Annotated in this window: 12 protein-coding genes, 1 tRNA gene and 1 pseudogene; 5 read left to right on the forward strand and 9 right to left on the reverse strand. The window is 32.1% G+C overall.

The genetic code is table 11. From position 1 onward, the window contains the following. The first annotated feature begins 44 nt into the window (after nt 1–44). The 3 genes from gndA to pgl are packed head-to-tail and all read left to right on the forward strand — an operon-like array spanning nt 45 to nt 3,713. Nucleotides 45–1,451: an NADP-dependent phosphogluconate dehydrogenase gene (gene gndA, locus ACNQF9_RS09220; protein ID WP_417959807.1), complete on the forward strand. Its 1,407-nt coding sequence runs from the start codon at nt 45–47 to the stop codon at nt 1,449–1,451. Nucleotides 1,452–1,468: 17 nt separating this feature from the next. After that, a complete protein-coding gene (gene zwf, locus ACNQF9_RS09225; RefSeq protein WP_417959806.1) occupies nt 1,469–3,013 on the forward strand; it encodes a glucose-6-phosphate dehydrogenase in 1,545 nt (514 codons plus the stop codon). Continuing rightward, a complete protein-coding gene (gene pgl / locus ACNQF9_RS09230) occupies nt 2,997–3,713 on the forward strand; it encodes a 6-phosphogluconolactonase (protein ID WP_417959805.1) in 717 nt (238 codons plus the stop codon). The genes zwf and pgl overlap by 17 nt, the downstream gene beginning before the upstream one ends. Nucleotides 3,714–5,440: 1,727 nt before the next feature. Here the strand turns inward: pgl and ACNQF9_RS09235 are convergent. From ACNQF9_RS09235 to ACNQF9_RS09275, 9 genes and pseudogenes are all read right to left on the reverse strand, one after another. Beyond that, nucleotides 5,441–5,521: transfer RNA gene (locus tag ACNQF9_RS09235), tRNA-Tyr, on the reverse strand. 174 nt (nt 5,522–5,695) lie between these two features. Next, a pseudogene (locus ACNQF9_RS09240) lies at nt 5,696–6,082 on the reverse strand (TlpA family protein disulfide reductase); the annotation flags it as partial. An 18-nt stretch (nt 6,083–6,100) separates the two neighbouring features. Next, nucleotides 6,101–6,865 (reverse strand): DUF4369 domain-containing protein, encoded by a 765-nt coding sequence (locus tag ACNQF9_RS09245; RefSeq protein WP_417959804.1) that lies wholly within the window; start codon nt 6,863–6,865, stop codon nt 6,101–6,103. 971 nt (nt 6,866–7,836) lie between these two features. Next, nucleotides 7,837–9,138 carry a TolC family protein gene (locus tag ACNQF9_RS09250; protein WP_417990102.1) on the reverse strand — a complete coding sequence of 434 codons (1,302 nt, stop codon included), beginning with the start codon at nt 9,136–9,138 and terminating at the stop codon, nt 7,837–7,839. Then, a complete protein-coding gene (locus ACNQF9_RS09255) occupies nt 9,131–11,548 on the reverse strand; it encodes an ABC transporter permease (RefSeq protein WP_417990103.1) in 2,418 nt (805 codons plus the stop codon). Before ACNQF9_RS09255 ends, ACNQF9_RS09250 begins: the two co-directional genes overlap by 8 nt. A 45-nt stretch (nt 11,549–11,593) precedes the next feature. Continuing rightward, nucleotides 11,594–14,035, reverse strand: a complete 2,442-nt coding sequence (locus tag ACNQF9_RS09260) for an ABC transporter permease (RefSeq protein WP_417959801.1) — start codon at nt 14,033–14,035, stop codon at nt 11,594–11,596. Between the two features lie 2 nt (nt 14,036–14,037). Further along, on the reverse strand, nt 14,038–16,461 hold the full coding sequence (locus tag ACNQF9_RS09265; protein WP_417990104.1) for an ABC transporter permease: 2,424 nt from the start codon (nt 16,459–16,461) through the stop codon (nt 14,038–14,040). Nucleotides 16,462–16,572: 111 nt separating this feature from the next. Beyond that, complete coding sequence (locus ACNQF9_RS09270) at nt 16,573–17,274, reverse strand: ABC transporter ATP-binding protein (protein WP_417959799.1); 702 nt, start codon at nt 17,272–17,274, stop codon at nt 16,573–16,575. A gap of 57 nt (nt 17,275–17,331) precedes the next feature. After that, a complete protein-coding gene (locus ACNQF9_RS09275; protein WP_417959798.1) occupies nt 17,332–18,570 on the reverse strand; it encodes an efflux RND transporter periplasmic adaptor subunit in 1,239 nt (412 codons plus the stop codon). 181 nt (nt 18,571–18,751) lie between these two features. Between ACNQF9_RS09275 and ACNQF9_RS09280 the strand changes: the two genes are divergently transcribed. After that, nucleotides 18,752–20,095: a sigma-54-dependent transcriptional regulator gene (locus ACNQF9_RS09280; RefSeq protein ID WP_417990105.1), complete on the forward strand. Its 1,344-nt coding sequence runs from the start codon at nt 18,752–18,754 to the stop codon at nt 20,093–20,095. A gap of 178 nt (nt 20,096–20,273) precedes the next feature. After that, nucleotides 20,274–21,431 (forward strand): sensor histidine kinase, encoded by a 1,158-nt coding sequence (locus ACNQF9_RS09285; protein WP_417959796.1) that lies wholly within the window; start codon nt 20,274–20,276, stop codon nt 21,429–21,431. Nucleotides 21,432–21,548: the final 117 nt, after the last annotated feature.

Genomic DNA, 21,548 nt, shown 5'->3' on the forward strand with positions numbered 1-21,548 from the left:
AAATTCCAGCCTTTTTTTTGTATAATAAATTTAGATAATTAATTATGAAAACATTTGATTTTGGTATAGTGGGCTTAGGGGTAATGGGTCGGAATCTTCTCTTAAATATGGCGGACCAGAAACATGCAGTAGCAGGCTTGGATTTGGATACGGAAAAAGTTTTATCCCTGACACAGGAAGCTAATCCCCAACACCAAATTAAGGCCACAACTGAAGTAAAAGAGTTTCTCGAACTTCTTAAACAACCAAGAGCAATTATGCTATTAGTACCCGCAGGAAAACCTGTGGATACAGTTATTCAAAGCCTACTGCCCTACTTAGATAAAGGAGACATTCTTATCGACGGAGGCAATACTTATTTTACAGATACCGACCGTAGATTTACAGAATTATCAGCCAAAGGAATCCACTTTTTTGGAATGGGTATTTCTGGTGGTGAAAAAGGAGCCCGATTTGGTCCAAGCCTTATGCCCGGCGGAAATAAAGAAGCCTATGAAAGACTACGTCCTATTTTTGAATCCATAGCAGCCCAAGTCGATGGAGAACCTTGTGTAGCATATTTAGGCAACGGATCTGCAGGAAACTACGTAAAAATGGCTCATAACGGAATCGAATACGGTATTATGCAACTTATTTCTGAGGTATATGATCTTATGAAACGAGGGTATGGTCTTGACGATACTACAATTCAAAAAGTATTTGAAGACTGGAATGACACCGAACTTCAATCCTACTTGATTGAAATTACAGGACATATTTTAAAGAAAACAGATGCCGACGGCCAAAAGCTTATAAATGTAATATCGGATTGGGCAAAATCTAAAGGAACCGGAAAATGGACCTCCCAAAATGGGATGGATTTAGAAGTGCCGCTTCCTACTATAGACGCCGCAGTAACCCTGCGTAATATGTCTAAAAACAAACCAGAAAGAATTCAAGCTTCGGCAAAATTGGTTTGGAATACGGAACAAAGTAACACTGACTTGCCTTTGGTTATAGAAGCGCTTAAAGGAGCGTTACATTTTTCTATATTAATAACCTATGCTCAAGGATTAGCATTGTTAACCAAAGCTTCACAAGAGTATAATTACAATCTAAACCTGGAAACCATAGCTAAAATTTGGCGTGGTGGCTGTATTATTCGTTCGGTAGTACTTGAAGATTTCAGACAGGCTTATGCCAAGAACGGAGAGCTAAAAAACATACTGCTCGATGATACTATTGCTAAGGCCATAAATGAGAAACAATCCAGCATTAGAGCTACGGTACAATTCGCAGTTCAAAAAGGGATCCCTATTGCGGGTTTAATGAATTCCTTAGCTTATTTTGATGCTTACCGATCTGAAACACTTCCTACTAACCTTATACAGGCGCAGCGTGACTACTTCGGAGCACATACGTATGAGCGCATTGACACTAACGGTATATTTCACACAGAGTGGAATGACTAAATTTTAAATGGAATAAAATGAATAATCTCGATACTATAAGGCCAACCATCATTCTTGTTTTTGGGGCAACAGGCGATTTAGCAAAAAGAAAGCTTTTCCCTGCCTTTTATAATCTTTATCTTGATGGTCGAATGCCAGAAAAGTTTGAGATCATTGCGCTTGGAAGAGCAAAAAAAGACGATGAGACCTATAGAAGCGATGTGAGTAATAACCTAACAGCGTTTTCCAGAAATAAAATAACCTCTGATAAAGCCTATCAGAAATTTGCTTCTCATATCACTTATTTACAAAATGATATCGACCAAGAAGAATCATTTCAGACACTGAAATTAAGGTTGGATGCCATAGATTTGTCTTTTGGGGAACGTGGTAACAGGCTTTTTTACCTGTCAATAGCACCCTCTTTAATTGCAACGATCTCTAACAATATTAAAAAATTAGACCTTGCCGCTAATCCGGAACAGGATCGCATCATTATTGAAAAACCTTTTGGTTACAATAAAAGTTCTGCAGAGTTACTAAATAAGCTATTGTCAGAAACCTTTGAAGAAAAACAGATTTACAGAATAGATCACTATCTGGGCAAAGAAACTGTGCAGAATATTCTGGCTTTCCGCTTTGGAAATTCAATGTTTGAGCCACTCTGGAACCGTAATTTTATTGATTCTATACAGATTACTGTTGCAGAAGAAGTTGGGGTTGAAGACCGTGGCGGTTTTTATGAAGGTGCCGGAGCATTAAGGGATATGATACAAAACCATCTGATGCAAATTTTAACCATGGTAGCGATGGAAGCCCCCAATTCATTGCAAGCAGATGAAATCAGAAACCGCAAAGCTGACGTTTTAAAAGCGATACGTCGCATAACTCCTGAGGAAGTAAAACATTACACAGTAAGGGGTCAGTATGATAAGGGATCAATAAAAGACAAATCTGTACCTGGATATTTGCAAGAAAAAGGAGTTGCATCCAATTCTAATACAGAAACATTTGTAGCGATGAAATTTTACCTAGATAACTGGCGCTGGCAGGGTGTTCCGTTTTATGTTCGAACGGGCAAAAGAATGAAAGAAAAACAATCCTCTATCGTCATACAGTTCAATCCGGTAACCCATTCTACCTTTTCTTTTGGAAAAGAAAATATGATGCCAAACCGCTTAATTATAAACATTCAGCCAGCTATGGATATTCGGTTGCAGTTTATGACAAAAAAACCGGGCCTGTCTCTTTCGCTAAAACCTGCTGAGATGGTGTTTGATTATTTTTCATGCTCTACACAATCACCTGAAGCTTATGAAACACTATTACTGGATGCTTTGCAGGGAGACCCCACATTATTTATGCGTTCGGATCAGGTTGAAGAAGCTTGGGATGTAGTAACAACCATTCAGGAAGCCTGGGAAAATGATAAATTTTCAAGTTTATATAAATATGAAGCCGGCGGCTGGGGACCTGAGGCAGCAAATGAATTACTAGCCCGACAGGGTCATGCTTGGGCATCAAACACACTTAATGACATAGAACAAGAAGAAAAAAAAGTAACAAATGGTAAGTATTTTTAATAATAAAGAAGAAATAGCACCCTACGCAGCCAATATATTTATAGCTGCTGCACAAAAGGCAATACAGAATCGGGGACGCTTTTTAGTGGTGCTTACTGGCGGTTCTTCTCCTGTATCTATGTACAAGCTTTTGGCAACTCCACAATACAAAACAAAAATAGATTGGGATAATGTTTTTGTTTTTTGGGGTGACGAGCGCTGGGTGGCGCTTGATGATTCACGCAGTAACGCAAAAATGTCATACGATTACCTGCTCAGTCATGTTGGTATACCAAAAAGCAACGTATTTCCTATGTATAAGGAAGGTTTTTCACCTGAGGAATATGCTTTAGAATATGAAAAATCAATTAAAAGTCTTACAGGAGAAGAAGGGCAATTTGACCTTATTTTATTAGGAATGGGCGATGATGGCCATACCGCTTCACTTTTTCCGGGTGAAGCCGTATTACAAGAAAATGACAAATGGGTATCGGCCTATTATCTTGAGTCGCAAAGTATGTATCGAATAACGCTAACGGCGTCTATCATCAATAAAGCGAAGGAAATTGTGGTTGTAACTTTTGGAGAAAATAAAGCGCATGCCTTAAACGAAGTTTTATATGGAGATTACAATCCCGAAAAATACCCGATGCAATTAATTAAACCTATTGATGGAAAATTGTTGTTTTTGACCGATCAGGCTGCTATAAGTAATCAATGATAATATGTCGAAAAATGGTAGTATTATCTTCAAACAAGTAAGATCATATTCGACTAAATATGAATGTGCTAATTTTATCGATGTAAAAAGTTAAGAAAAAAATCTTAATTTTAAATTATAAAAAAGCATGTGAAAATTATGACTTAGCTTTTAAAGTAAAGTTGTTAAATTGGGTTACGAGACTGATCACTTCACTTAACTGACTAAATTGCAAGTAGTTATCGCTTCGCAATTATTTAAATGCTGAAAAAAGCATGATAAATCCGGAGAAACCAGTTATTTAGGTAATAACATTTTAACATAGTCATTGTTTATTTGAAATTTGATCAAGGTTTGTTTGTTGTTATTGACTCATTCTTTTGTACATATTTGTACCCTAATTTCGGAATCAGAAAGTAATTACCATTCTTTTATTTGTTAACTACCTACTTTTATTGACTTTACAAAAAAAATATTTCCTTTTTATTGCCTACAATCTCTTTTGTTCTAAGCTTATTGTTGGGTAATCTGCGTTTTAGTTGCCCTAATACATATGGAAACAACTTTGAGAAAATGATGCTACAATTCGCTGCATAACGTTTAAATTATGACTGGTGGTAAGGCAATACCTAAATTTGTACTTATTGCAACAAAGGCTATTTAGTATACCCACTTTAACCCATTATTGTTACTAAAATACAACTTCAGACATTAGGAGTAAAGAAAATAAAGAGAAAATACAAAACTCTTTAATCAGGCAATAGTATATACAATCTGATAAGAAATAGTTTCTAATACCTTTTTAACGCCTAATGTATTAAAAAATCAAAATATCAAATTCAAAAATAAATAAACATCTTTAATTTCTATGTTTCCTCAATAAATTCTTTTTACTCATAATTATATTCGCTAAATTAATTAAATATGATATTTGTCATGAAAGAAAAATTTTATAGATAAAGTTCACAGTTTGTTTTTTAAAATAAAAAAAAACGTTTTAATCTTATAGTAATTTATCTAAATTTCAAATTTTTACAAACCTTAAGAAAATATATTATATAAAAAATTTACAAACGCATCGACTTTTATGTTTAGAAAATTGATTAAAAACAGTCGATAAATAAGACATATAAAAATTATTAATATAAAAAAAGATTACTAAATTTAAAAATCTATATAAATCAGTCGTGTAGAAGCGATTTTCCAATCCGAATTAGACAAAATTCGAACCTCTTACTAAATGATTTAAAGCTTTAGCAGATTATTTTGAAATACGCAAAGGTCCTATACAAATAATAACCCTACTGAGTTTATTTGTACTCATAAAAATATGAATGAATTTGCTACTTGTGCAAATGCGAGTAAATCGTTAAGAGATAGTTTGTCGGCATTGATGAAATAAATGTAAGGTAGTCAAGTTACTCCCATCATGGAGAAATTTAATATTGAAGATGGTTCAGAAGTGATAGGACAAAGACCTGTTTTAATTTCAAAAAAATTACTAAATATTGATAAACTAAATTTTAATTCATTTGTATTTTATTTTAGATATCATGTGTTATTTTAATTAGATTTATATTACAGCTGCACCTCATTTTTTGAGATCAAGAGAATCCTAAATTTGATTTTTTTACAAGTTTCGATTTTGCCTCATAAGATTAAAGTTTGAATAAATATCTTGAAGTTGTCAGAAAAAAAAGCCCAATAAATCATATGATTTACTGGGCTTAAATGTTGATTATATTCTGTGGGGAGAGCAGGATTCGAACCTGCGAAGTTTACACAGCAGATTTACAGTCTGCCCTCGTTGGCCGCTTGAGTATCTCCCCAAAACACAATAAGCATTGCTTATTATACTAACTGGGTGCAAATATAAAAACAGTTTTGATGTTTCCAAGCTAAATTTGCACTTAATTTCAGTATTATTTTTAATACATTGGTATTGAATAAAATATAAAAATCTCCGCGAGGGAGATTTTTATATTAGTACTGAAGAAAAGTGTCTATTTAGCTAAAAGTTCTAAAATTTTTGCTCTAAGAGCATCGCCTCGCAAATCTCTTGCTACTACATTACCTGATGCATCAAGGATAAAAGTTGCAGGAATAGACTCTACTTTATATTGTGCTGCAATTGGCTCATCCCAAAATTTTAAATTTGAAACCTGATTCCAGGTTAATTTATCTTTAACTATGGCTTCTTTCCAGGCTTTTGCATCTTTATCTAAAGACACACCAATAATATTTAGGCCTTTACCATGTAATTCTTTGTAAAGAGCTACAACATTTGGATTTTCCTGACGACATGGGCCACACCATGATGCCCAGAAATCGACTATCGTTACTTTACCTAAACTTTCTTTTAAGGAAATTATTTTCCCTTGAGGATTAGGACCTGAAAAATCTGCTCTTCATTTAGCTTCACCAGCTGGTGCAGTTGGAGCTGCTCCCACAGCTGCAGGCGCTTTCATTTCAGCAAGTTTAGTTTTGATGGCTAATCCTGGCTTTGTTTTTTTTAATGACTCTTCTAAACTGTTGTAAAGTTTTTCTGATTTTGTTATATCTGCCGTAGGATCATTTAGCATTCCTTGGATTATTAAGGCAGTGATAAATGATTTAGGATGAGTCTCTGCATAAGTAACATATTTTGCTTTTGAAGCGACACCAACTTCTTCCTGTATTTTTGAAAATTCTTTCATCAAACTATTAATAACTACTGTATCCTTAGATTGCTGAGCAGCATTCATTGCTTGCATGTTTTTGTTTTGGAAATCCATAAGTTTCTTTTGAACTTTAGTGATTTCCTCATTGAAAGTTACGTACTCATCATTATTGTAAGTTCCTGAAACTTTAGATTTTTGAATACTATCTTTATTAATGGCAATGGTTACTTCTCCATTTTCTAATATAAAAGGTATTTTTGCTTGCGCTCCTTCTAATTGAATCGTGTAGAAAGCAGGCTCTGTTATAATTCCTTTCATTTCAAACTTACCATTTTCAACTTTTACAGTGTCTTTTGGCAACATCATTCCAGTTGCATCTTGTGTTTCCAAGATTATTGTTTTCCCATTATCAATTCCTGTTGCAGTTCCAGAAATGATGTATTCATCTTTGCCAACTTTGCTACAAGAAATTAAAAAAACACCTGCCGAAAGTAATAAAATTATTTTTTTCATTATTAATTAGTTAATTGAGTTAAGTGTGCAAAAGTATTTAAAAAATCTAAAATACAAATAATTTTAGAAACTAAATTTTTGTTATAATTTTTCATTAATTATAACAGTTGGGTGTAATTAAAATATTTGTGTTTTAAAATTATTAATTGGTTTGTCAAAGATAAATTTATTGATGAATTATACCGAAGTTAAAGCTGCTATTTTAGTCAAAATTCTTGTTTTAAAACTTTTAAAAAATTCCGAATATTTTTTTATAATCATAAATTATTTGTAAAATTGAGGGAATAAAGTTTCAATTATTTTTCTTGATTTTCTAAAATACAAGGTTGCTTTTTATACACTTTTTGATTTTTTCTCATTGGTTTTTCCAATTTGAAATTTGCACTTCAAATAAGCCTAATTGTTGTGATGCAAACAAATAATCTCGATATCAAAGTAGTTCGAAATCAGATAATTGATTTTTTAGGTCTTTTAAAAACTCTACGTCGTGAATACTTACTTTGGTTGGTCATGCCAACTTAGCCATTATAAAAATTAAGAAATAAATCTTAATTTTAGCCCATGAAACAGGTACGCAAAATTTATGACACAGCTTTTAAAGACAAAGCAATCCAATTGAGTTACAAAAGAACAAACATATCAGAACTCGCTAGAGAGTTAGTAGTAAAAATATAGGGTATGAAGGCGGAACATTTGCAGAATGTATGGATCTGATTGGTTCAATTTATCCCGAAAATCTAACATTTAATGGAACTGGATTTCGAACCGCAAGAATTAACGAAGCTGTTCAGCTAATGTATTTAATTAACAGGCAAATAGATGGCAATAAAAAAGAGACAAAGGAGAATATTTCTTCTTTGTCTCTTATGGTGGTCCATACGGAACTATTTACGAACCATTTTTTGCAGGATTTGAAGAAGTTATCGTTACTATTTTAGCTTATAAATTCTTTTAAATATTAGTCTTTATTTTCACAACTCATTCTTTATTAACAGATTTATTTTCAGGCCAATATACTGAAGTTGAAGTTTGTTTTTTAATACTTCAAACTCAGCTGATAGTACTTGATTTTTTACTGAGGAATATAAAATAGCTTCCACTTTGCCGCTTATAAATTTAGCTTGAGTAGTTGCTAGAGAAGCTTTGGCATACTTTTCTTTCTCCGCCAATTTATTCTGAAGCTGCAAATAATTTCTTTTGTTTTGTTCTTCCAATACAACTTGTTTGTCTAACAGTTGTTTTTCCTGTTCTACGACTAGTTTAGCCTTATCACCTACTATTTTTGATGCACTGATTTTTTTATTATTCCTAAAACCATTGAAAATTGGAACGCTCAATTGCATACCAACTTGTTGGCTTTTATTATCTTCTAATTGATTGAAAAAAGAATCTGTGTTGGCATTTGCTTGTTTTATATTTTTATAATAAAAAGTAGAATATCCATAATACGCTGACAGTATCGGATAATTGACGGCTCTTTCTAAACGGATCAACTGCAAACTGTTTTGATAATTGAGCTCGGCAAGTTTAATTTTAGGATTATACAGCTCATTATCAAAATCTTTAGCGGCCTCATTTAAATAAGGGTCTAATACTACTTCATCTGTCGCCACATCCACAATATTCATCAACTGGAATAATTGTATTTTTTTAATAGCATACAATTGTTCGGTTTCCAGATTTCGGTTTTCTTCCTCCGAAAAGCTTAATTGCATATCATACAAATCACTTTGGGGTTTATTCCCAATGGTAACTTCTTTAGTTACCCTGTCCAGATTGAATGAAGCTTGCTTGAGTTGTTCTTTTTGAATTTTCAATAATTCCTGTGCGTAAAGTACTTGATAATAGCTTTCCAAAATCTGCAATTTATATTCATTTTCTACTACTTCTTTTTCGGCCTTAGCTTGCTCAATATTGATTTTATCTTTTTGAGCATTAGCAAAAGCACTGAAATCTATCATATTTGTTCTTGCATTCAGGTAGAAATTATCATTTTGAATATTGGAACTTACTCTTCCATTAGTCGAAGGATCAATGGTGGAACCAAAATTATAGCCTTGTTCACCATATAAATTAATAGTGGGTAACATTCGATTCAAAACTGAGTTTTGGGACTTTTCTGTTTTTTTTATTTCAAGTTGTCTGATTTTTATTTCGATATTATTTTGCAAAGCCGTTTCCATGCATTTGGTAAGTGGCCAAGAATTTTCCTGAGCACTTACTAAAGCAAAAATTAAAAAAAAGACTACCGTAAAAATTAAATTCTTATTCATATTTTAAATATTTTAAAACATCCGTTTTAGTTGCTTGAAAGGCTTTTGAAAGCACTATCAAAAGTGTTACAAGTAGCAAAACAATAAAACCAAATACGAATGGAAATACTGTCATGTGAATCCTAAAAGCAAAATTTTCGAGCCATTTATTCAATAAATAATATACAGGAAACAAAGCGATTAAATACTCGATTGTGCAATACAAAATATACTGTTTTGATAATTCTATCAACAAAGTATTCGTTTCTGCACCCAAAGTTTTTCTAATAGCAATTTCTTTCATGCGCCTTTGAATTGAATAGGACGCCAAAGCAAATAATCCAAAAAGCGCAATACCAATTACAACAATATTTAACAATGAAAAAAGATTCTTTTGCTTCACATAATTTTCATAGGTTCTAGCGTATTGTTTGTCTACAAAATCGTATTTAAACGGATTTTCAGTATCGATTTTGCTCCATAGTTTTTCAATATCGGCAATTGTATTTTCAATGTTATCTGCTTTTAGTTTTACGAAAACCTTATTGATATTTTGAGCAATATCTGCTGTTTTAAGATGATAGAAATACATCCCTGACACTTCAATTTCAGGACTTAATAAATTAAAATCTTTTACAACTCCTATGATTTTTAATTTTCGTTCTTTAATAATTAGTTCTTTTCCTATAGGCTCTTTCATGTTCATCAACTTTTGTGCTGTTTCATTAATCACCACAGAAGTAATAGTGTCCGAAGCATGTTTTTGATCAAGAGACCTTCCTTTAACTAATTCTATTTTCATCATTTCGAACAAACTAAAATCAACTGCAATTGTTCGTGCTTTAAAAAGTTCATCATTGTACAATACACCTCCTAATGAATTATCTGAACCATCAAATGCAATTAATCCTGTAGAAGCTTGTTCTACACCTTTTATTTTAGCCAGTTCTTGTTTTATTGTACTGTATTTGTTGTAGATATTTTGCCCTACGTTTTCCACTTCATAATCCGAATCTGGAAAATTCAAATTAATCTCAATCACTTGATCTCCTTTAAAACCTAAATCTTTATTGGTTAGATAATCGATTTGCTGATACACGATATAAGAACCAACAATAAAGAAAGTAGCCACCGTAAACTGGAAAATCAACATTCCGTTTCGCAACCAGATTCCGTTTTTACTTCTTCCAAAATTGCTTTTAAGAACTTTTAAAGTTTCGAAATTAGCAACGTAAACGGCTGGAAGTATTCCTGCTACCAAAACTGTAATACAGAAAATCAGAACTAATTGCAGATAAAACTGACTACCAATTATTCGTAAACTCTTATTTAAAAAATCATTGTAATACGGCAAAGTCAACTCAACAATAACTAATGCTAATAAAATCGAAAACAAACTTATTAGAGCAGTTTCAAAAATAAATTGAATAACAATAGTACCTTTTGAAGCCCCCACAACTTTACGAACACCGACCTCTTTAGCACGTTGAACCGCATTCGCTGTAGCCAAATTGATATAATTTACAAGTGATAAAATGAGAATTAAAACAGATAACCCAACCATAATCAACAAAAACTGATAATTTCCTCTCCCTTCTGGATATCCATCTGTAATAGAATGTAATCTCGCTTTTGAAAGTGGCTCTATAACTACATTAAAATGACCCATTTTCTTCGCCATTTCTTCTAAAGTAAAACCTTCTTCCTGGGCAATTCTCCGAACAAAATCTTGGTTGTAAGTTTTCTCTAAACTCTTTCGAGTATTTTCAATTTTTGATGGATCTTTAATTTTAAGAAGTAACTTGAATATAAAAGGTCCTGTCGTATTTTCACTTTTGAACTGCGTCATTTTATTCATTATAACATCCGGAGCAATTGAAGAGTTCTCTGGATTATGATACAGAGCGCGCACTATAAACATTTGATCCAAACATGTTATTTCTTTACCAATCGGATTTTCGTCACCAAAAACTCGTTTAGCAATCACATCTGAAATAGCAACACTTGAATCATCTTTTAATGCCGAAACCACATCTCCCTTAATTATTTCAAATGGAAAAAGAGAAAAGAAATCAGGCTCAACATTAATAATTTTATCAACTATTGCTTTCTTGCCTTTGTAGATAATTTTATCCTTTTGATACCAGCTGTCAGCATAAACTACCTTTTCTACATTAGTATCTTTATCTAAAATAGGTTTTAGGAATAAAGCACAATCTGAAAAAACCGGCATTCCGGTTAACTGCACTAAAACCTGATATACGTTGTCCTTTTCAGGATTCCACTCATCATAACTTTGTTCGTCGTTCCAATATAGTAGAGCAAAAATTAATCCTGCAATTCCTATGGCTAGTCCGAAAACGTTAAGAAATGAAAACAGTTTGTTTTGCTTTAAATGATAGAGGAATATTTTAATATAGTTTAATAACATTATTTGGGTTTTGGTTAGTTAAAAAAAGGGTGTAAATCTTTTTAATTATTCGTATTTTAAATATTTTAAAACATCCATTCTGGTTACTTGAAAAGCTTTTGCCAAAACAATTATTAATGTTAATAACAGTAAAGACAGAAAAGCGATTGTAAAAGGAAAAATTTGAATTGTAATTCGGTACGCAAAATTTTCGAGCCATTTTTCTAATAATAAGTAGGCAGGAACTACGCCAATGACAAAACCTATTAGACAGAAAACAACATATTGTTTTGATAATTCTTTGAGTAAAATATTGGTTTCAGCACCCAATGTTTTTCGAATAGCAATTTCTCGTAATCTTCGCTCCATAGAGAAAGAAGCCAGAGCAAACAAACCGAAAATGGCAATAAGAACAACCACCACATTTAGGATTGAGAATAGATTTTTTTGTTTTACATATTCCTTAAAAGATCGTGCGTATTTTTTATCTACAAACTCATACGAGAACGGATATTCGGTATCCACTTTAGTAGTCCAAAATTGCTCAATATCGCTCATCGTTTCTTCTATATTTTCTCCCTTTACTTTTACAAAAATTGAATTTACACCTTGCAACATCAATGGCATTGTCTTTAAATGCGTAAACACCATTGGTGAGTTTTTCTCTTGAGGCCCTCTTAAATTGAAGTCTTTTACAACGCTGATTATTTTGAATTTCTCACCATCACCAGAAACAATTTCTTTACCTACTGGCTGTTTAATTCCTAATATTTTTATAGCTGTTTCATTTACCATTACATTATTAATAGTGTCTGAAGCGAATTGAGAATTGAAATACCTTCCTTCTAATAATTTGATATTCATCATTTCCATCATTCCAAAATCAACAGCCATGTTCAATCCTTGAATGTTATTATTTTGACACACATAATCGCTTGAAGAACGTGCCCCATTTCCAAAAGTGAAATTTGCTGTAGCCACTTGATTAACGCCTTTCATTCTGCTCAATCTATCTTTTGCAGCCAAATAGCTCTGGAAAAAATCCTTCTTATAACTTGCATCAGATTGTTTGTCAAATTTTTTCAGAAAATCAATTTCAATAACTTGATCACCTTTAAAACCAAGGTTTTTATTGGTTAAGTAATTTACCTGTTGGTGGACAATTGTTGTGCCGATAATAAAAAAAACAGCTATAGCAAATTGAAAAACCAACATACTGTTCCGCAGCCAAATTCCAGTTTTACTTCTGTTAAAATTTCCTTTTAAGACTTTTTGTGCTTCAAAACTTGAAATATATAGCGCTGGGAAAAATCCCCCTAATAAAACCACTATTCCGAAAATAAATAACAATTGTAAATAGAATTGACTACCATAAATTTTTAAATCCTTGTCTAAAAGTTCATTATAATAAGGCAATGAAATCTCGACAATTACTAATGCGAAAAGAATAGAAAGGAGCACAATTACTATTGTTTCTGAGATAAATTGAAATGTGATATTCCTTTTGCTTGCACCCAATACTTTGCGCACTCCTACCTCTTTCGCTCTCTTGATAGCACTGGCAGTAGCTAAATTGATATAATTAATAATGGAAAGAATCATTATTAAAATAGACAATCCTGCCATTATGATTAAATATTGATAATTCCCCACTCCTTCGGGATAGCCCCAACCTCCTACTAATACGGAATTAAGCCTAGCATCTTTAAGTGGTTCTAAATTTATAGCAACAATCCCATGTTCTTTTATTTGCTGTTCTAAACTAATATTGGCTTCTTTAGCTTCGGGTTTAATAACATTGTCAATAAAAAGTTGCTCAATTTTTCGTTCTACTAACTCTTTTTTAGAATTATCCTTAAGTTTTATAAGCAAACAAAAATTAAAAGATTCCCATTGGTCTACACTCTGTGTTATAACTTTTTTAAAGTTATCTGTCAACACAACATCTGGAGCAACAGAACTTTTCATTTCATTTTTATAAACACCACTAATGGTATAAAAGTTTTCTCCAAATTTTATTTGCTTACCTATTGGGTTTTCTTTGTCAAAAAAAGTATTGTAAATTTTCTCAGAAATAGCAATTGAAGAATCATCTTTTAAAGCATTTTTAGCATTTCCGAAAATAAAAGGAAAGGGAAAATAATCGAAAAACTTATTTTGAGTATTAAATCCTTTCGCTATTTTTTGCTTTTTTCCGTTGTAAATAAACATATCGGAGTCATACCAATTATAGCAGTAGTTGTAACTTTCTACATTAGGATCATTTTTTAGATATTGTCCTATGGGAGCAACTGTATAAGGCCATTTATTATTGTTCAAAGTATTTATAACCATGTAAACGTTATCCTTTTCAGGATTCCATTTATCATAACTATGTTCGTCATTCCAATATAAAATGGCGAATATCACTCCTGCAACACCAATGCTCAAACCCAAAACGTTGAGAAAAGAAAACAATTTGTTTTGCTTTAAGTTGTAAATAAATATTTTAATCCAATTTTTCAACATGATTACTCGTATTTTAAGTATTGTAAAACGTCTACTCTTATGGCTTGAAACGCTCTTAAAAGAACGACAAGTAAGGTCAATGATAATAAGGCAATAAAGCCAATTAGAAATGGATAGATTGAAATATCAATTCGATAAGCGAAATTCTCTAACCATTTATTTAACAAATAATATGCTGGTAAGACTGCAATCAAAAATCCTATTACGCAGAAAATGATGTATTGCTTAGATAATTCTTTTAGTAAAACAGTAGTCTCGGCGCCGAGTGTTTTTCTAACGGCAATTTCTTTCATGCGTCTTTCGATAGAAAAGGAGGCTAGGCAAAATAAGCCAAAGAGTGCAATTAGGATCACCACAATATTGAGTATTGAGAATAGGTTTTTTTGCTTCACATAACTGCTATACGATCTTTTGTAATCTTTATCTACAAAATCGTATTCAAACGGATAATCAGGATCTACTTTTTTTAGCCAAAATTTTTCCAGATCGGCTAATGTTTGGTTCATCGTTTTTGAATCTGCATCGATGTAAATATTGTTTAAAGCAAATGTCAACCACAAATTTGTTTTAAAATGGAATAATGACATTGGAGGAATAGCTTCGGCTGGATTACCTATGTTAAAATCTTTTACAACTCCAACGATAATTATCTCTTTACCATTCCAATTTACCTTTTTTCCAATTGGGTTTTTCTCTTTTATTAGTCGTGCGGCAGTTTCATTTATTAGCATCGTATTAATGGTATCCTGAGCAAATTTTGGACTCAAGTATCTCCCCTTTACAATTTTTATTTGCATCATTTCTAACATTCCAAAATCAATTGGAATATTGTCTCCATCCACACTTTGATCTTTATATTGATATGTTATTGTTGATTTTGCAGATCCTCCAAAAGCAAAGCCACCTGCTGCAACTTGTTTTACACCGGGAATGCGCAATAATTCATTTTTGATAGTTAAGTAGCGATCAAATCTAAAATTATCTGTTATTTCTTCTCCATATACATTACGATAAGAAATACTTAAAATTTGATTAGCCTTGAAACCCAAATCCTTTTTATTCATATGGTCTATTTGCTGATAAACAATATAGGATCCGATGATAAAAAAAGTCGCAATTGAAAATTGAAAAATCAACATTCCGTTGCGTAACCAAACACCACTTTTACTTCTCCCAAAATTGCCTTTCAATACCTTTAATGTTTCAAAATTAGAAACATATATTGCTGGAAAAACTCCTGCCAGACAAACCGTAATAATGAATATTATAATAAGTTCTAAATAAAATTCACTGCCTTGTACAACGATAGTTTTATTTAAAAAATCATTATAATAAGGTAATGACAGTTCAACAATTACAAGAGCAATTAAAATTGAAAACAACGATAGTATTGCTGTTTCAAAAACAAATTGCTGAATTATATTAATTTTTGAGGAACCTATAACTTTTCTTACGCCAACTTCTTTGGCACGTTTTATAGCATTTGCTGTTGCAGAATTGATGTAATTTACAATTGAAAGCATCAAAATTAAAACAGATAATCCTACCACAATCATTAAAAACTGAAAATTACCATTTTCCTCAATTAGACCACCCGTTTTAGTATGTAACCGAATAGTAGACAAAGGCTCTAAAGTGGGTTTGGTATTCCCATATTTTTCAATGTATTGCACTGGAGTAATTCCGTTTTCTTTAGCATAACGAACGGTCATGTTATCGTAATAAAGTTTTTGCAAATCATTTTCGATAAGCGAAACTTTACTAGGATTTTTAACTTTAAGAAATAATACAAACTGAAAATTTCCCCATTGATCAATAGATTTTCTAATTCTTAAATCAATAAAATTAACAACACCGGAAGGATTATAAGAAGATTTTTTATCCATTTTATAAACGCCTTTTACAGTGAGTTTTTTATTCTGAAAAAGAACTTCTTTTCCTAAAGCAGTCTCTTTTCCAAAAAGCTGCAAAGCTAAATCTTCCGATAGACTGATACTATTTTCATCTGATAACGCTGATTTTTGGTTTCCTTCTACAAATTCAAAAAGGAAAAATTCAAAAAAATTCTTTTGTGCTAATACGATTTTACTCGATTGCACTTTTTTATTTTTAAACCGAATTAGATCGCTTTCATAATTTCCACTTAAATAACAATACGATTCTACTTCTGAACTTTTCTCTTTTATTGCAGCCCCTATTGGAGCTGAACTTGAAGCCCAAAATGTGTTTTCGCTCATTTGATTAGCGACAAAAAAAACATTTTCTTTATTGGGATTCCAAGCATCGTAACTATGTTCGTCATTCCAATATAAAATGGCGAAAATCACGCCTGCAATACCAATGCTCAAACCCAAAACGTTGAGAAAAGAAAACAGTTTGCTTTGCTTTAAGTGATAAATAAATATTTTAATCCAATTGAGTATCATACTTTTTGATTGATTTAATTTTGATTGATGAAGTTTGAGACGTTTACAAAATTATTTTGCAAAGCAACTCAAAAATGATTGTGATGATTGATATGAGAATGGTTATCATTTTTATACTTTAAAAACATCTACATTTCTTTGAATTATTTTTTCAGAAATGACAACTCCATCTTTCATAAGAATCGTTTTCTGCGAGAAGGAAGCATCATAATCAGAGTGGGTCACCATCAGGATTGTGGCTCCATTGGCATGTAAATCGGTTAAAAGTTCCATTACTTCATTTCCGTTTTTACTGTCCAGATTTCCAGTAGGCTCATCGGCAAGAATAATTTTTGGGTCGTTAATCAAGGCTCTTGCCACAGCTACACGCTGTTGCTGTCCTCCGGAAAGTTGCTGCGGATAATGTTTCAATCGGTGGGAAATTCCTAATTTATCAGCTATTGCTTCTACTTTTTTCTTTCTATCAGCGGATGGAACTTTATTGTAAATCAACGGCAATTCAATATTGTCATAAACTGATAATTCATCTATTAGGTTGAAATTCTGAAAAATAAAGCCAATATTTTCTTTTCTTGCTTTCGATTTTTCTTTCTCTTTCAGCCCAATCATTTCTTGATTAAGTAACTGATAACTCCCGCCCGAAGCACTGTCTAGCAACCCAACAATATTTAATAAAGTGGACTTTCCGCTTCCCGATGGTCCCATAATCGAAACAAAATCTCCTTGATTAATGGTTAATGAAACTTCACTTAATGCCATGGTTTCCACTTCTTCGGTTCTAAATACTTTTGAAAGATTTTTAATTGTGATCATACTATTCGTTTTTTGATTGATGCTATTTTTATCTAAATTAATTATTCACTACTTTTTTTATTCTAAATTCAAAACTTCGACTTCTTTATAGTCTTTATAAGAGGAAGTGATCACTTTTTCACCTGCTTTCAATCCGCCGAGTACTTCATAGTATAATGGATTTTCTCGACCCAATTTGATTGCTTTTCTCTCTGCTTTGTTACCCTTGACTACAAAAATCCATTTTCCACTAGTTTCTTCGTTAAAGCTTCCTTTGGAAAGTACTACCGTCTTGGTTTTTTCTGATAGGTTTAATTTTACGCCAAAACTCAATCCTTGTTTTAAATCTAATTTTTCAGATGAAACAAAATCCAATTCTACTTGAAACCTTCCATTTTTTATTTCAGGAATCACTTTGGTTATTAAAACTTCGATGGATTTATTTTCAAAATCTACTGTTCCTTTTTGTTGTTCTGCAATTTTATCCAAATAAAATTCATCGATGTCAGCTATCAATTTATATCCTTTCCTGTCATCAATAGAACCAATACTTGTATTTTGTTCATAGGTTTTCCCTAGTATAGGTTCAAAGGAAGAAAGTCTTCCAGAAATTGGTGCTGTAATAAGGAAATTCTTTTTATTCATTCTCAAAATATCCAAACTTTTATTCATGAAACCAATGGATTGATTCAATTGTCCAATCTGGACTTGATTTGCCAATTTTTCTTTTTTGACACTTTGTTTGATGATGTTCATGCGCTCTTTTTGAAAACGATAATTCTCCTGAGTTTTTATCCATTCGTTTTTAGAAAGTATTTCTTTGTCGAAAAGTTTTTGGTTCAATTCGAATAAGTTTTTAGCATCAAGATAATCGTGCTCTATCCCAATCAAGTCTTTTTCTAAATTCAGTTCCTGATTTCTTAAATCGAGTTTGGCTTTGTTCAAATTATTGATTTGTTCGATAATCGCTGTTTCCTGTTGCATGTATGCCAGTTCTGCATTAGGATTATACAAGCGCGCTAACGGCTGTGCTTTTACAACCATATCTCCGTTTTCAACAAATATTTCCTGAACTGCTCCACCTTCTATAATATTAACCAACATTGAATTTAAAGGAACTGCTTTTGCCTGAAAAGACATAAAATCTTCGAAAAAATTATTTTCTACGGTCTTAATAGTAATTTCAACTTTTTTTACGTTCAAACTTCTTTTTTTAGTAGCAGATGAAAAGACAAAATACCCGAAGAGTAAGATAATTGGCAAAGCAATTAAAAGATACTTATTTTTGTTAGTTTTACGTATAATTTTAGTGTCCATTATTTATTATTTGTCTAGTCTATAAGGATAATTGTACCAGAAAATTAAAAAATGTAATGACCTTATTATTAAGTTTTTAATTTTAATAAAATTTATACGGTGTCCGTAATTGAACACTATTTGTCCGAAACTGAACAATGATTCCATTTTCTGAATAAAAAAATACAGAAATTACGTTAGAATGAAAAAGACCAACGCCTCCATATTAGTCATAGACGACCAAGAAGACATTCTTTTTGCTTCCAAAATGCTCCTTAAAAAGCATTTTGAAAATATTTATACGCTCAATAACCCTAAAAATGTAGTCGAACTATTATCACAAAACAACATTGATGTAGTTTTGCTCGATATGAATTACAGAATAGGATTTGAGGACGGCAGAGAAGGTTTGTATTTATTAAAAGAAATAAAAATGCTTTCGCCGAAAACTGTCGTTATTTTGATGACCGCTTTTGGTAAAGTAGAAACGGCTGTAGAAGGTTTAAAAGCTGGTGCTTTTGATTATATTTTAAAGCCTTGGGAAAATGAAAAATTGCTTAGCGTTGTTAAGCAAGCAGTTGATAAAAGCCGGAAAGAGCAAAAAAAATCAAATGCTATTGAGATTGTAGACGAATTTTTTGTTGGTAATTCAGATGTTATAAAAAAAGCTTATTCTCTGGCAGATAAAGTGGCCAAAACAGATGCTAATATTTTAATTCTCGGCGAAAACGGAACCGGAAAATTTGTTTTATCTTATCATCTTCATCTGCAATCGGAGAGAAAAAATAATCCATTTATTAACGTTGATTTGGGTTCTTTAAATTCCAATATTTTTGAAAGCGAATTATTTGGTTATGCCAAGGGTGCTTTTACAGACGCAAAAGTTGATACTCCAGGACGTTTTGAAATGGCTCAAAACGGCACTATTTTTTTGGATGAGATAGGAAACGTTCCATTGCATTTACAATCTAAACTCTTGCAGGTAATTCAAACTAAAATGGTAACCCGATTAGGAGAATCAAAAGCAAGGCCTTTAAATGTTCGCATAATCACAGCTACTAATATGAATCTAAAACAAGAAGTTATGGATAAAAACTTCCGTGAAGATTTATATTATCGCATCAACACTATGGAAATAGTTTTGCCCCCATTAAGAGAACGAGACGAAGATAAAATCCCTTTGGCATATTATCTTTTGCAAAAAATGATCATAAAATATGGACGTGACGAAATTATTTTTGACGAAAAAGCATTGGAACAAATAATAAAGCATTCTTGGAACGGAAACATTCGAGAAATGGAAAACCGAGTAGAGCGTGCCGTGATTCTTTGTGAGAACAATTACATTAGCGTTTCGGATTTAGATTTGGAGCAAATCACAACTTACGATGACAATCAAAATTATATTCAACTTTCGGCAGTAGAAAAAACGGCTATTGAGAAAATCCTGTTAAAAAATAACAACAATATTAGTAAAACTGCAGAAGAACTAGGATTATCCAGAGGTGCATTGTACCGACGGTTAGAAAAATATAACATCAACTAATATGTTTAGATCCTTGAAAACTTACCAACTCCTTTTTCTTAGACTAATTTTTATTCTTTCCGTTGCCGGAATTTCCATCTTTATTTTTCAAAAAGGATTACTTTTTTCAGCACTTTTTGGGCTTCTTGTACTTTTTCTTCTCTTAGTCGAAATGTATTTTTATATTAAAAAAGCTTTTTTGATTTATGATAGAACGATTGCCTCTATTTTACAAAATGATTTCACATCGGATTTTTCGAAACATAAATCGTATCAAAATTATTCTAGTTTATTTAAGCTGTACGAAACACTAAAAAATAAAGAAAACTATCAGGTTTCAAAAGATATAGTGTATCGTTCTATTCTAAATACTATCGAAACGGGGATTATTATTCTGCAAAAAGACGGAAATGGCTGGAATATTTTTTTGATGAATGACTATTTTTCTAAGCATTTTAATGTGCCTAAAGTCTCCAAATGGAAGTATTTAAAAAATCATTTGTCTACCTTATGTGAAATTATTGAACAGCAGGATTTTCAGGAAATTAAAACGTCATTAGAAATACGTGTTAATCAACAGGACACCCAAACATTTGTGATGCAGACATCTAGGAGTGAAATTTACAATCAAGATTATTTTATTGTTTCACTGGATTCAATTCAAAATGTAATAGAGAAAAAAGAGAAAGAGGCTTGGATCAATTTGATGAAAGTAATCTCGCATGAACTTTTGAATTCGATAACTCCAATTCGCTCACTGTCCCAAAATTTACAGGGCATGGTTCACCAAGAAACCATTTCGGCAGAAGATTTGGACGACATGAAAAGCAGTGTTGCTACAATGTTGAGACGAAGCGACCATTTACAACAATTTGTAGAAAGTTACCGAAAACTGGCCACGTTGCCTTCTCCCAAAAAAGAAGTTATTGAATTGTCAAAGTTAATTGAAAACAGTTGTCAAATCATGAATCCTTTGTTTAAAAAAGAACAAATAGAAGTCATAAACACGATTACTTTCGACCGAAGACTCAATATTGATCCGCAACAGATGGAGCAAGTATTGATTAATCTTTTTACGAATTGCATTTATGCTTTGTCAAATGCAGAAAAAAAACAGATTATTATATCGGCAGAAGTCAAAGAAAAGAGAATTTTTATCATGATTACCGATACTGGAAAAGGCATCGAAAAAGAAATAGAAAGTAAAATATTCTTGCCATTTTTCACCACTCGCAAAGAAGGTGCCGGAATTGGCTTGACTTTGTCTAAGAGCATTGTAGAGGCTCACAGTGGTTATTTGGCATATAAAAATGATGATGGAAAAACCGTTTTTGTCATTTGTCTGCTTGATAATTAATTCTTAATTAAGAATAAATCCTAAAAAGCGAAAAAAAAGTAGGGGTAAAAAACTATTATTGTTATTGGATTATGTCTTTGAACCTTACGCAGTTCGAACCTGACATTATAGTAATCA

Origin of the sequence: Flavobacterium amylolyticum (genome assembly GCF_048284335.1) — a bacterium.
GTDB lineage: Bacteria > Bacteroidota > Bacteroidia > Flavobacteriales > Flavobacteriaceae > Flavobacterium.

Bases quoted from the DNA above. Each gene is read 5' to 3' on its own strand.
- gndA (WP_417959807.1), top strand. From the start codon at position 45: ATGAAAACATTTGATTTTGGTATAGTGGGCTTAGGGGTAATGGGTCGG.
- zwf (WP_417959806.1), top strand. From the start codon at position 1,469: ATGAATAATCTCGATACTATAAGGCCAACCATCATTCTTGTTTTTGGG.
- pgl (WP_417959805.1), top strand. From the start codon at position 2,997: ATGGTAAGTATTTTTAATAATAAAGAAGAAATAGCACCCTACGCAGCC.
- ACNQF9_RS09245 (WP_417959804.1), bottom strand. From the start codon at position 6,865: ATGAAAAAAATAATTTTATTACTTTCGGCAGGTGTTTTTTTAATTTCT.
- ACNQF9_RS09250 (WP_417990102.1), bottom strand. From the start codon at position 9,138: ATGAATAAGAATTTAATTTTTACGGTAGTCTTTTTTTTAATTTTTGCT.
- ACNQF9_RS09255 (WP_417990103.1), bottom strand. From the start codon at position 11,548: ATGTTATTAAACTATATTAAAATATTCCTCTATCATTTAAAGCAAAAC.
- ACNQF9_RS09260 (WP_417959801.1), bottom strand. From the start codon at position 14,035: ATGTTGAAAAATTGGATTAAAATATTTATTTACAACTTAAAGCAAAAC.
- ACNQF9_RS09265 (WP_417990104.1), bottom strand. From the start codon at position 16,461: ATGATACTCAATTGGATTAAAATATTTATTTATCACTTAAAGCAAAGC.
- ACNQF9_RS09270 (WP_417959799.1), bottom strand. From the start codon at position 17,274: ATGATCACAATTAAAAATCTTTCAAAAGTATTTAGAACCGAAGAAGTG.
- ACNQF9_RS09275 (WP_417959798.1), bottom strand. From the start codon at position 18,570: ATGGACACTAAAATTATACGTAAAACTAACAAAAATAAGTATCTTTTA.
- ACNQF9_RS09280 (WP_417990105.1), top strand. From the start codon at position 18,752: ATGAAAAAGACCAACGCCTCCATATTAGTCATAGACGACCAAGAAGAC.